This is a genomic window from Patulibacter sp. NPDC049589 (assembly GCF_040675535.1).
GTDB lineage: Bacteria > Actinomycetota > Thermoleophilia > Solirubrobacterales > Solirubrobacteraceae > Patulibacter.
Genome location: NZ_JBFAPC010000179.1, coordinates 1 through 10,952, shown reverse-complemented (window position 1 = coordinate 10,952; position 10,952 = coordinate 1). Strand labels below are relative to the sequence as shown.

Sequence of the window (10,952 nt, the reverse complement as noted above, 5' to 3'; positions counted from 1 at the left end):
GGCCCGCGGCCCGGCGCCCGCCGGACCTCAGGCGGAGCCGACGCCGTCCGCGTCCGCCGCGGCCGCGGCCGGCTCGCCCGTGCGCCGCGACCGCACGCTCCAGGCCCAGGCCAGCGCCGCGCCGGCGGCGACGCCGTAGGCGAGGTTCGACGTCGCGACGACCACGGCGGTCGTGAGCACCATCACGGCGGTCTCCGCGACGGGCACGCGGCGCACGCGGCCGGGGGCGACCGAGCCCCAGTCGAACGTCGTCAGCGCGACGACGATCATCGTCGCCACCAGCGCGGCCATCGGCAGCACCTCCATCAGGGGGTGCAGCAGGACGACGAGGACGAGCAGCCAGGCGCCGGCGGCGAGCGTCGAGAGCCGGCCGCGCCCGCCGGTCTCGACGTTCAGCAGCGACTGGCCGATCATCGCGCAGCCCGGCTGGCCGCCGAAGAACCCGGTGACGACGTTGGCGACGCCCTGCCCGTAGGCCTCGCGTCGCTTGGGCGAGTCGGTCCCCGTCTCCCGGTCGATCAGCCCGGCGGTCAGCAGCGACTCGACGAGCCCGACGGCCGCGAGGCTGACGGCGGTCGGCAGGACGGCCCACAGCGTCGCCCACGCGAACGGCACGTCGGGGACGTGCAGCGGCGGCAGACCCGTCGGCAGCGTCCCCTCGTCGCCCACGGTGGGCACGCCGAGCGCCAGCCCGACCGCCGCGACGGTGAGCACGGTCGTCGAGAGCAGCGACGGCGGGAAGCGGATGCTGCGGGCCCGCCCGGCGAAGAGGATCGCCACGCCGGCGAGCGCCAGGACGACGACGGTGACCGACACCAGGTGCCGCATCTGCGCGAGGAAGATGAGGATCGCCAGCCCGTTGACGAAGCCGAGGGTCACCCCGGTCGGCAGCCGCGTCAGCAGCTGCGCGATCCCGGCCCGCGCCAGCCCGATCTGGACCAGGCCGGCGAGCACCGTCGCGACGATCAGGTACTCGAACCCGTGCGACCGGACGAGTGGCGCGGCGACGAGCGCCATCGACCCGGCCGCCGCGGAGACCATGGCCGGGCGCCCGCCGACGATCGCGATGACGACCGAGAACGTGAACGACGACAGCAGGCCGATCCGGGGATCGACGCCGGCGACGATCGAGAACGAGATCGTCTCCGGGATCAGCGCCAGCGCGGTGACGAGGCCGGCGATCAGATCGGTGCGGGTCGGCGCCGCGGTCAGGCGGCCGAGGAGCCGGTGGGGCGAGGGGCGGGACAGGGCCCGGGGAACGGTACCCGGCCACCCCGCCGACCGGCGGAGGGACGGCACGTGACGGTCGACCGGAATCCTACGGTGGCGTAGGATCGGGGCATGAAGCGTTCGAAGAGCCGCGGCCGTCGCCCGGCCGTCCTCGGGGCACGACCGATCGTCCGCGGGGCCCTGGTCTCGGTGGTGGCCGCGAGCGGTGCCGCCTGGACCGCCGCCTACCGGGCGGACCGCCGGCGGATCGACGCCGACCCGGCCAAGCCGCACCTGGATGCCGAGCTGCACGGCCGGCCCGTCGCCGTCCGCGCCGGAGACGGCACGGCGCTGCGGGTCCGGGTCTTCGGCCCCGAGGATGCCCCGACGATCGTGCTCGTCCACGGCTGGACCTGCGCGCTGGAGTTCTGGACGCTCCAGATCCAGGCGCTGCAGGACGAGTTCCGCATCGTCGCCTACGACCTGCGCGGCCACGGCGGCAGCGCCCCGTCCAGCGGCGGCGACTACTCGATCGACGCCCAGCGCGACGACCTCGAGACGGTCCTGCGGGCCACCGTCCCCGAGGACGAGCGCGCGGTCCTCGTCGGCCACTCCCTGGGCGCCATGACGATCGTGGCCTGGGCGGCGGACCACGGCGAGTCCCTCACGGACCGCGTGTCCGCCGTCGGCCTCTTCTCGACCGGCCTGGACGACCTCATCACCTCGTCGCTGATCCTCCCGGCGCCGGGCATCGGGCCGCGGGTCCAGCAGGAGCTCGGCCAGCTGCTGCTCGGCTCGAAGCTCCCGATCCCCAAGCGCGCGACCCCGATCAGCTCCCGGGTCGTCCGCTACGTCGCGCTCTGCGGGGCGGCGAGCCCCGCGGTCGTCGCGTTCTCCGAGCGGATGGTGCTGAGCTGCCCGCGCGACGTGCGGGCCAACACCGGCAGCGCCGTCAGCCGCGTCGAGCTGCTCGAGGGCCTCGACGCCATCGACGTGCCGACGACCGTCCTGGTCGGCCGCGACGACCGCCTGACCCCGCCCGTCCACGCGGAGCGCATGACCGGCGCGCTGTCCGAGGTGCTCGAGCTCATCGAGCTGCCCGACGTCGGGCACATGGCCCCGCTCGAGGCCCCGGAGCGCACGACGCAGGCCATCCGAGCCCTCGCGGCCGCAGGCGACCGCGCGGCGGTCAGGGTCGGAGCGCCGCCAGCAGCGAGCTGACGGTCGCGGCGAGGCGGTCGACGTCGACCGCCTCCGGCCGCTCCAGCAGCAGCCGGCCGAAGTGCTCGCCCATGCCCACCAGGGCGTGGGACACGATGCCGCCGTCGATCCCGTCGGGGCGGCCGCGGACGGCGAGCGCCAGCTCCACGACCTGCTGCATCCGCCGGCGCACGACCTCGCGGTCGCGGTCGATCCGCTCGCGGACCGCGGCCGGCGTCCCGCCGTGGACCAGGAAGATCGGCCGCCACGTCAGCGGGTCGTCGAGGACCATCGCGACGAGCTCGCGGATCGTCCGCGACAGGTAGCCGTCGAGGTCCGTCAGGTCCGGCGTCAGCGAGATCGTCGCGGTCAGCTGGTCCAGCGCCCGGCGCTCCTGGCGGTCCAGGAGCGCGAACAGCAGCTCGTTGAGGTTCTCGAAGACGTTGTAGACGACCGGCCGGGTGACGTCGGCCTCCCGCGCGATCGCCTCGATCGAGACCGCGCCGTAGCCGTCGCGGGAGATCACCTGGAGCGCGGCGTCGAGCAGCTGCTCCCGGCGGTCCTCCGGGGACATGCGTGGCGTGTATGGCCGCCGGGTCGCTTTCGCCATCGCCCTCGAGCCTCGCACACCGCCCCAGTGTCCCGCTGCGCCGCGCCGGACCGCGGCGTTGCCGGCGACCGGCCCGCCGCGGCGCCCGCTCATCGCGCCATCGATCCGAGGATCGGCTCGGACTCCACGAGCCCGGCGTCGCTGGGCTCCCGGCCCTCCTCGAAGACCCGGGCGCGCTGCTTCGCGCGCCACGCCTGGTGCGCCTCGGCGGGCTTGTCGTAGCCGTAGCGCTCGCGGGCCTCGGCGGGGCTGAGCGTCTCCGCCCGCTCCGGCGGGATCCCGAGCAGGATCGGCGCGACGACCGGGACCGTCGAGGGGGACAGCTGCCCGACGAGGAACAGCTCGACGCGCGGGCTGAGGCTCGCCAGCCGGAACGACGCCTTCATGACGGGGCGGATCGCCACGTCGAGGACCCGCGACTGCCGCAGGCCCGCCATCTTGCGCATCCATCGCGGCATCGTGGCGATGGTGGCGATCCGCAGCGCCTTGTTGACGACCCACTGCCCCGGCCGCAGGGCGCGGGGGACGGCCGGCATCATCACCTTGGCGTTCAGCAGGTGGTCCATCATCGACTGGGCGGCCTCGGAGCCCGCGATCCTCGGCCGCATGCCCTCGAAGTACGCGCGGATCCCCTCGCGGGTGCGGGGGACGTCGGCCGGGTCGCAGGTCTGCAGCTCCGCCCCGATCGCGCACTCCTCCCAGTACCGCGCCTCGTCGGCGGCGGAGAGCTTCCCGGGGCCGTACGTCTCGTAGGCGTAGAGGATCGAGTGCCACGCCGTCAGGTGGATCCAGAGCTGCGAGTGCGGGTCGTTGGCGTCGTAGCGGTTGCCCGACAGCGGCTCCGTCCCGATCGCCTTGGAGTGGACCTTGACGAGGATGTCGGCGGCCTTGGTCGTCGAACGCGTGTCGCCGAACGCGACCATCGCGAAGTACCGCAGCGTGCGGTCGTAGCGGGTGCGGGGCCGGTAGCGGACGGCGTTGGTCTGGTCGACCGCGGCGATCAGCGCGGGGTCGAGCTCCTCGACGACGACCGCGCGCTGGAAGCCGACCGTCAGCGACGTCGGGTACGACCAGACGCGCCAGGTGACGGAGTCCGGGCCGAAGAAGCCGTGGTCCTCGTGGGGCGTCACCGGGGTGCGCGGGAACAGCGTCATGGCCATGGGGCCCTCCTCGTCGTTGCTGCCCGCCGCAGGTGCGGCGTGCTCGGGGATACAAATACTACGGTGCCGTAGTTTTGTCGAGTGGAGGAGAGGGCGCCCCGGCCGCCAGGGGGTTCCTGGCGACCGGGGCGTTGCGGGGTGCGGCGGGCGTTCGGCCTCGTCCGGTCCGTTCAGGGAGGTGATGCGCGGTGGCGCGTTCCGCTGATGAACCCATCTTGCGACAGCGGTACCGCGGTGACACCGGCGTCCGTCACCGCGTGGGCGCGTCAGATGACGCGCCCGGGCCCGCACGACCCCGGGCGGGGTCCCGCCGGCGCTCCGCGGTCGGCCGCGGAGGGTCTGCGGGCCGCCGTCGCGCGGGACCCGCGGGAGGGCGGCGCGGCTTAGAGCAGCCCGCCGCCGGCGGCCATGCGGCCGGCGCGCTCGGCGATGAGGAGCCGGATCGGGTCCTCGGGGCCGAGCTCCGCGAGGGTGCGCTGGAGCGACACCGGGTAGGGCGCGGCGCGGGGGATGATCTGCGTCATCCAGTCGACGAACCCCAGCAGGCGCTCCCGCGGGTAGTCGTCGGGGCGCTGCAGCATCAGCCGCGCGCCCTCCTCCGCATTGCCGACGAGCATGCGGGAGACGAGGTCGAGGTCGATGTCCGTCGAGCTCTGGCGGACGGCGAGGCCGACGCCGAGCAGGTCCGTCGCCAGGCGCACGATGCCCTCGCGGATGTGCTCGACCTTGGAGCGGATCTCCTCCGGCGTGCCCTCGACCGGGTGGAGGATCAGGATCCACCGGCGCGGATTGCGCTGGACGGCGTCGAGGAAGGTCTCGATCGCCTGCTTGAGGACGTCGTCGGGGTCCTGGTCCAGCCACGGCGGCGCGGGGATGGCCGTGGCGAGCTCGGCGAGGGTGCGCTGCTCCTCGCGCTCGATCAGGCCGGCGAGCAGCTCGCCGCGGTTGGCGAAGAAGTCGTAGACGACCGGCTTGGTGACGCCGGCGGCCCGGGCGACGGACTCCATCGAGACGTCGTCGAACGAGCGCGCATCGGTGACGAGCTCGAGCGTGGTGTCGAGGAGCTGCTCCCGTCGCTGCTCGGGCGGGAGGCGCGGTGCCGGGCGTCTGCGGACGGTCGTCTTGGGCCTGGGGGGCACGCCCGTCAGTCTCGCAGATGGAGCGCGGATCCGATGGCCTACGGTACCGTAGATACGCTACCGTAGGTAGCAAGAGGGCCGGGTCGGCGATCGGCCGCTCCGGGCCCGGACCCGACCGCGATCCCCGTGCTCCGCCGACACCCGCCCACCGGCCCCAGGAGGCCCGCCGCATGATCACGACCCTGCTCGGCACCGTCGTCGTCCTGGCCCACCACCTCAGCGGCCCGATGGCCCTCGCCTTCGCGGGGCCACCGATCCTCGTCGTCGCCGGCGCGGTCCTCTGGCTGCGCCGGCACGAGCCCGACACGGACGAGGAGTTCGAGTGGGCGGACGACGACGACGGGTTCCCGGTCCGCGGCGGCTGAGCGGCGCGACGCGGCCCGCGTGCCGGCCGGTCCCGCAGCTCGGCGGTGACCTCGGGCCGCGCGCCGGCCGGCCCCGCATCGCGGCGGTGACCTGGCCCGTGCCCCGCCGGGGCGCTCAGGCCTCGCGCGGGAACCGCACCACGAAGCGCGCCCCGCCGGCGACGGCGTCCTCGATCGTCACCGCGGCCTCGTGGTGACGGACCTGCTGGGCGACGATCGCCAGGCCGAGTCCCGAGCCCGGCGCCTCGGTGCCGGCGGCCCGCGCGAACGGCTCGAAGACCCGCACCCGCTCCTCGGGCGCGATCCCGGGCCCGTCGTCCTCCACGACCAGCACCGGTCCCTCGACGACGGAGCCGGGGCGCAGGCCGATCTCGACCCGCCCGCCGGCGCGACCGTGGCGGGCCGCGTTGCGCAGCAGGTTGTCGACGAGCGCGCGCAGTCCGGGCTCCCAGCCACGGACGATCAGCGGGTCGTCGGGCAGGTGCGCCTCGAACGTCGTCCCGGGATGCACCTGCTGGATCGCCGTCACGGCGTCGGCGACGACGGACGCGAGGTCGACGTCCTCCTGGGCGACGCGGTTGGCGTCGCCGCGCGCGAGCGCCTGCAGGCCGTCGAGCAGCAGGACCAGGCGGCGGTTCTCGGCCAGCGCGTCGGCGACCATCATCGAGCGGGTCTCGACCGGCACGTCGGGGTGGCGGTGCAGCGTCGAGAGCGCGGCCTGGACGCTGGTCAGCGGGGTCCGCAGCTCGTGCCCGACGTCCGCGGCGAACCGGCGCGTCGCGTCGAGCGCCTGGTTGCGCTCGTCCGCGGAGCGCCCGAGCCGCTGGAGCATCGCGTTGAACGACCCGGCGAGCGAGCGGATCTCCTTCGGGCCCGCGACCGGAACGCGCGTGTCGAGGTCGCTCTCGTCCTCGATCGCGCGGGTGTGGGTGCGCAGCCGGCGCAGGGGGCGCAGCACGAACTCGGCGGCGATCGCCGCCGCGAACGCCGCCACCAGCAGCATGCCGACGCCGACGGTGATCAGCCGGCGCTGCAGGGCGGCCTGGCGCTGCTCCAGCGGGCGCAGGTTCGACGTCGCCTGCAGGCGGGCCAGCCCGCCGAGGGTCTTGTCGCTGAGGACCTTGGTGAAGACCCGGACGTGGTCGCCGCGGACCGTGCGCGTCGTGAACCCGAGCGGGCCGTTCAGCGGCCCCGGGACCTCGAGCCCCGCACGGTAGATCTCGGCGTCGCCGAGCGTCACCAGCAACGAGCTGCGGGTCGCCGCCAGCAGGCGATTCAGGCGCGGGTCGTTCGGGGGCGCCTCCTCGTTGACGACGGCCTCCGCCTGCTGGTCGAGCAGCTCCGCGGTGCGCTGCAGCCGGTCGTCGAGGCTCTGGCGCTCCGTGCGCTCGGAGTCCCGCACGACGTAGGTGCCGCCCAGGAGCAGCACCACCGCGAGCACCGCGACGACGCCGATGGTGAGGCGGCTGCGGAGGCTCTGGATCCGGAGGCCACCGAGCCGGTCGCGCAGGTGGGCGTCGGGCACGTCCGTCAGGGTCGCAGCACGAAGCCGACGCCGCGGACCGTGTGGATCACGCGCGGCTCGCCGTCCTGCTCGAGCTTGCGGCGCAGGTAGCCGACGAAGACGTCCGCGACGTTGGTGCCGGGGTCGAACGTGTAGCCCCAGACGTCCTCGTGCAGCCGGCGGCGGTCGAGGATCTCGCCCGGGTGGCGCAGGAAGAGGTGCAGCAGCTCGAACTCGCGGCGGGTGAGCTCGAGGTCGCGGCCCCCGCGGGAGGCGACGAGCGTCGACGGGCAGAGCTCGAGGTCCTCGACGACGAGCCGCTGGTCCTCGTCCGGCGGGCGGCGGCGCAGCAGCGCGTTGAGGCGGGCGACGACCTCCTCCAGCGCGAACGGCTTGACGACGTAGTCGTCGGCCCCGGCCTGCAGCCCGAAGACGCGGTCGTCGACCTCGTCGCGGGCGGACAGCACGCAGACGGGGACGTCCTCGCCGGCGGCGCGCAGGCGCTTGAGGACCTCGAGGCCGTCGAGGTCGGGCATCGTCAGGTCCAGCAGGACGGCGGACGGCCGGATCCGCGGGACGGCCTCCAGCGCGGCGCGACCCCCGGACGCGGGGACGACGGCGAAGCCCTCGAGCTCCAGCCCGACCGCGAGGGTCCGGCGGATCGTCGCGTCGTCGTCGACGAGGAGGACGACGGGCCGCCCGGAGGCGGCGGGGCTAGCGGACATCTTCGCAGGCGACCAGGGTGTCGATCGGGTCGGCGTAGGCGATGTCGTTGCCGGGGCCGCAGAGCACCTTGTCCCGCTCGCCGTCCTTCGCGTAGATCACGTCGTTGCCGTTGCCGCCCGAGAGCAGGTCCCGGCCCTTGCCACCCGTGATGACGTCGTTGCCGGCGCCGCCGGTGATCACGTCGTTGCCGGCCTTGCCGTCGATGCGGTCGTTGCCGCGACCGCCGGAGATCTTGTCGTTCTTCGCGGTCCCGTTGAGGACGTTCGGTCGGCTGTTGCCCGTGATGTTCTTCGCCTGCGCGATCGAGACGGCCCCGAGCATCAGGGCGCAGACGGCGAAGAAGGCGAGGAGGCGGTTCACGGTGCGGTCCGTCGTTCGAAGGGCAACGAAGGGCGTCGGAGGACGACGTGAAGGCATCCTCGCACGCACGCGGCGCGCCGACACCCGTTCCTCACGTCGTTCTCACGATGCGTGAGGACGCGGTGAGAGCCGTCCCACGTGGGGTTCCGGACGCGCCATAAACGGTCGGCAGGCACACCCCCAACGCTCCGAGGAGCACCAATGCAGCGCACCACGACCCGCCGGGCGACCCTCCTGGCCATCACCGCCCTGGCCGTCGTCCCGACCGCCGCGTCCGCCGCGACGATCGACGGCGGTGGCCGCGGCGACCGGCTCGTCGGCACGGGCGTGGCGGACAGGATCGACGGCCACGGCGGGCGCGACCGCATCTTCGGCCTGGCCGGCAACGACTCGCTGCTCGGCGGCGCCGGCAACGACCGCGTCTTCGGCGGCGCGGGCGACGACCGCCTGCAGGGCTCCAGCGGCAACGACTTCCTGAGCGGCCAGTCCGGCAACGACACCCTGCGCGGCGACGCGAACGACACCGGCGACCGCACGTCCTACGACACGCTCTACGGCGGTTCGGGCAACGACACGCTGTTCGGCGGCGACTCGCACGACCGCCTCTTCGGCGGCACGGGCAACGACCAGGCGTCCGGCGAGCGCGGCAGCGACCGCATCGCCGGCGGCGAGGGCGACGACGCCCTCGACGGCGGGCGGGGCGGCGACACGATCTTCGCCAACCGCGGCGTCGACACGATCAGCGGCGGCGACGGCGGCGACACCCTGTGGGCGCTGGCCCGCAAGGACGTCACGCCGGGCCCGAACGGCGAGGTCGACCAGGTCGGCGACACCGTCGACGGTGGAGGCGGCAACGATCGCATCCGCACCCGCGACGGCGAGGTCGACCGCATCACCTGCGGCGCCGGCCGCGACCGCGCGGACCTCGACCAGGCCGACGTGATCGTCGACGCCACGGCCGAGAACCCCAACGGGTCGTGCGAGGTCGTCAGGCGCGCGGATCCGAAGCCGAGCGACTCGTCGTCGGAGGACCAGCAGGAGGCGCCGGCGGAGGGCGACAAGACCTCCTGAGGCCGGTCCCGGCGTCCCGGCGACGGGCATCGCCGCGACGGACGCGCCGCCGCGCGCCGCCCGGATCGCCCGGGTGGGCGGGGGCCGTCCGTCCAGGATCGGCCGGGCCGCCGGTTCGCGCGCCGGCCGATCGGGCACAGTGATGGGCCGATGCGCGCGTTCTCCTGCCCGATCTGCCAACGGCTCGTCACCTTCGAGAGCGACCGCTGCCTGCACTGCGGCGCCGCGATGGCGTTCGATCCCGCCACCCGCGGTCTCGTCGCGCTCGACTTCGGCACCGTCGCCGTGGCGGACGCCGCCACCCAGGCCGTCGAGGGCCGCGAGCGCTGCGCCAACGCCGTCCTCGTCGGCTGCAACTGGTTGGCGCCCCCGGAGGCGACCCCCGAGGGCGAGTCGCCGGCTCTGTGCGCCAGCTGCGCCCTGACGCGCACCCGCCCGGCGGACGACGACGCGGAGGGCCTCGAGCGCCTCGCCGGGGCCGAGCGCCAGAAGCGCCGCCTGCACTTCGAGCTCCTGGAGCTCGGCCTGCCGATCGCGAACGGCCAGCGCGAGGAGGGCGGCCTGATCTTCGACCTCCTCTCCAGCGCGAACGAGCCCGTCACCACCGGACACGCCGACGGCGTGATCACGATGGACCTCGCCGAGGAGGACGACGCGCACCGCGAGGCGATGCGCGAGCAGCTCAACGAGCGCTACCGCACGGTCCTCGGGCACCTGCGCCACGAGGTCGGCCACTACTACTGGACCGTCCTCGTCGGCGCGGCGGGCGACGAGGAGCGGCTGGCCCGGGCGCGCGAGCTGTTCGGCGACGACCGCGAGGACTACGGCGAGGCGCTGGACCGCCACTACGCCGAGGGCGCCCCCGAGGGCTGGCAGGAGCAGCACGTCAGCGCCTACGCCACCATGCACCCCGCCGAGGACTGGGCGGAGACCTTCGCCCACTACCTGCACCTGTGGGACGCGCTGCAGACCGCCGCGTCCTACCGGGTGTCGGTCGCCGGGCCCGCGCACGTCACCGACCCCTCGGGGACCTTCGCCGGGCGGGTGGCGGACCCGGTGGTCGGGCGCTTCCCCGAGGCGCTGGAGCAGTGGCTGCCGCTCAGCTACGCGCTGAACGCCCTGAACCGCAGCCTCGGCAACGAGGACCTCTACCCCTTCGTGCTCGCCCCGCCGATCGTCGAGAAGCTCGCGTTCGTCGATCGCGCCGTCGCCGCGGCCGCGGGGGCGCCCACGGCGGACGCCGCCGCGTGAGCTCCGGCGCCGTCTCCGGGGCGGGCCCGGCGCCGTCCGGTGGCGTGTGCCCGCTCGCGGGCAGCTCCCGGGCTCCCGGACCGCCCCGCCGATCCTCGCGTGCGGCGTACCCGGGCGCAAGGGACCGTGCAGCCCCCTCCCGGACGGCGCGGACGGTCCGGGGCCGGGGTACCGTCCCTCGCTGCCGATGAACGAGCCCCGCCGCCCCCGGCCGCGCCCGACCCCGCCCGGGAGCGGTCGCGCTCCCTCCTCCGACCGCTCCTCGCGGCCGCGCCCGTCCGCCGAAGGGCCCCGTCCCCGCCCGTCCTCGCCGCGCGACGACGACGCGCGCGGAGGCGGACGGCGGGCCGAGGGGCC

Annotated in this window: 11 protein-coding genes; 4 read left to right on the top strand and 7 right to left on the bottom strand. The window is 74.9% G+C overall.

What is annotated here, in order from left to right:
• Nucleotides 1-27: 27 nt before the first annotated feature.
• Nucleotides 28-1,299 carry a SulP family inorganic anion transporter gene (locus tag AB0L40_RS23580; RefSeq protein WP_364360515.1) on the bottom strand — a complete coding sequence of 424 codons (1,272 nt, stop codon included), beginning with the start codon at nucleotides 1,297-1,299 and terminating at the stop codon, nucleotides 28-30.
• 42 nt (nucleotides 1,300-1,341) lie between these two features.
• Here AB0L40_RS23580 and AB0L40_RS23575 point away from each other — a divergent pair, with 42 nt between their 5' ends.
• Nucleotides 1,342-2,430, top strand: a complete 1,089-nt coding sequence (locus AB0L40_RS23575) for an alpha/beta hydrolase (RefSeq protein ID WP_364360513.1) — start codon at nucleotides 1,342-1,344, stop codon at nucleotides 2,428-2,430.
• On the opposite strand, the gene AB0L40_RS23570 is transcribed toward AB0L40_RS23575, so the two are convergent.
• The 3 genes from AB0L40_RS23570 to AB0L40_RS23560 form a co-directional block, all read right to left on the bottom strand.
• On the bottom strand, nucleotides 2,399-2,983 hold the full coding sequence (locus AB0L40_RS23570) for a helix-turn-helix domain-containing protein (RefSeq protein ID WP_364360511.1): 585 nt from the start codon (nucleotides 2,981-2,983) through the stop codon (nucleotides 2,399-2,401). The genes AB0L40_RS23575 and AB0L40_RS23570 overlap by 32 nt on opposite strands.
• A gap of 125 nt (nucleotides 2,984-3,108) precedes the next feature.
• On the bottom strand, nucleotides 3,109-4,179 hold the full coding sequence (locus AB0L40_RS23565) for an oxygenase MpaB family protein (RefSeq protein ID WP_364360509.1): 1,071 nt from the start codon (nucleotides 4,177-4,179) through the stop codon (nucleotides 3,109-3,111).
• 383 nt (nucleotides 4,180-4,562) lie between these two features.
• Nucleotides 4,563-5,318, bottom strand: coding sequence for a TetR/AcrR family transcriptional regulator (locus AB0L40_RS23560; protein WP_364360507.1), 756 nt, complete (start codon nucleotides 5,316-5,318; stop codon nucleotides 4,563-4,565).
• A 170-nt stretch (nucleotides 5,319-5,488) separates the two neighbouring features.
• On the opposite strand from AB0L40_RS23560, the gene AB0L40_RS23555 reads away from it, so the two are divergent.
• Complete coding sequence (locus AB0L40_RS23555) at nucleotides 5,489-5,683, top strand: hypothetical protein (protein WP_364360505.1); 195 nt, start codon at nucleotides 5,489-5,491, stop codon at nucleotides 5,681-5,683.
• A gap of 115 nt (nucleotides 5,684-5,798) precedes the next feature.
• On the opposite strand, the gene AB0L40_RS23550 is transcribed toward AB0L40_RS23555, so the two are convergent.
• From AB0L40_RS23550 to AB0L40_RS23540, 3 genes are read right to left on the bottom strand one after another with little or no spacing between them, the layout of a single operon-like run.
• Complete coding sequence (locus tag AB0L40_RS23550) at nucleotides 5,799-7,208, bottom strand: HAMP domain-containing sensor histidine kinase (protein WP_364360503.1); 1,410 nt, start codon at nucleotides 7,206-7,208, stop codon at nucleotides 5,799-5,801.
• A gap of 5 nt (nucleotides 7,209-7,213) precedes the next feature.
• Nucleotides 7,214-7,912 carry a response regulator transcription factor gene (locus AB0L40_RS23545; RefSeq protein ID WP_364360501.1) on the bottom strand — a complete coding sequence of 233 codons (699 nt, stop codon included), beginning with the start codon at nucleotides 7,910-7,912 and terminating at the stop codon, nucleotides 7,214-7,216.
• The gene (locus AB0L40_RS23540) at nucleotides 7,902-8,273 is read right to left on the bottom strand and encodes a hypothetical protein (RefSeq protein ID WP_364360499.1); all 372 of its coding nucleotides are present in this window, start codon (nucleotides 8,271-8,273) and stop codon (nucleotides 7,902-7,904) included. The genes AB0L40_RS23545 and AB0L40_RS23540 overlap by 11 nt, the downstream gene beginning before the upstream one ends.
• 201 nt (nucleotides 8,274-8,474) lie before the next feature.
• Between AB0L40_RS23540 and AB0L40_RS23535 the strand changes: the two genes are divergently transcribed.
• Together AB0L40_RS23535 and AB0L40_RS23530 are read left to right on the top strand one after the other, a co-directional pair.
• Entirely contained in the window at nucleotides 8,475-9,344 is an 870-nt protein-coding gene (locus tag AB0L40_RS23535) for a calcium-binding protein (RefSeq protein WP_364360497.1), read from the top strand.
• A 150-nt stretch (nucleotides 9,345-9,494) separates the two neighbouring features.
• A complete protein-coding gene (locus tag AB0L40_RS23530) occupies nucleotides 9,495-10,595 on the top strand; it encodes a putative zinc-binding metallopeptidase (RefSeq protein ID WP_364360495.1) in 1,101 nt (366 codons plus the stop codon).
• Nucleotides 10,596-10,952: the final 357 nt, after the last annotated feature.

What these genes read in the sequence shown, in the direction of transcription:
- AB0L40_RS23575 (WP_364360513.1), top strand. Translation starts at nt 1,342, where the DNA reads ATGAAGCGTTCGAAGAGCCGCGGCCGTCGCCCGGCCGTCCTCGGGGCA.
- AB0L40_RS23530 (WP_364360495.1), top strand. Translation starts at nt 9,495, where the DNA reads ATGCGCGCGTTCTCCTGCCCGATCTGCCAACGGCTCGTCACCTTCGAG.
- AB0L40_RS23565 (WP_364360509.1), bottom strand. Translation starts at nt 4,179, where the DNA reads ATGGCCATGACGCTGTTCCCGCGCACCCCGGTGACGCCCCACGAGGAC.
- AB0L40_RS23570 (WP_364360511.1), bottom strand. Translation starts at nt 2,983, where the DNA reads ATGTCCCCGGAGGACCGCCGGGAGCAGCTGCTCGACGCCGCGCTCCAG.
- AB0L40_RS23555 (WP_364360505.1), top strand. Translation starts at nt 5,489, where the DNA reads ATGATCACGACCCTGCTCGGCACCGTCGTCGTCCTGGCCCACCACCTC.
- AB0L40_RS23545 (WP_364360501.1), bottom strand. Translation starts at nt 7,912, where the DNA reads ATGTCCGCTAGCCCCGCCGCCTCCGGGCGGCCCGTCGTCCTCCTCGTC.
- AB0L40_RS23535 (WP_364360497.1), top strand. Translation starts at nt 8,475, where the DNA reads ATGCAGCGCACCACGACCCGCCGGGCGACCCTCCTGGCCATCACCGCC.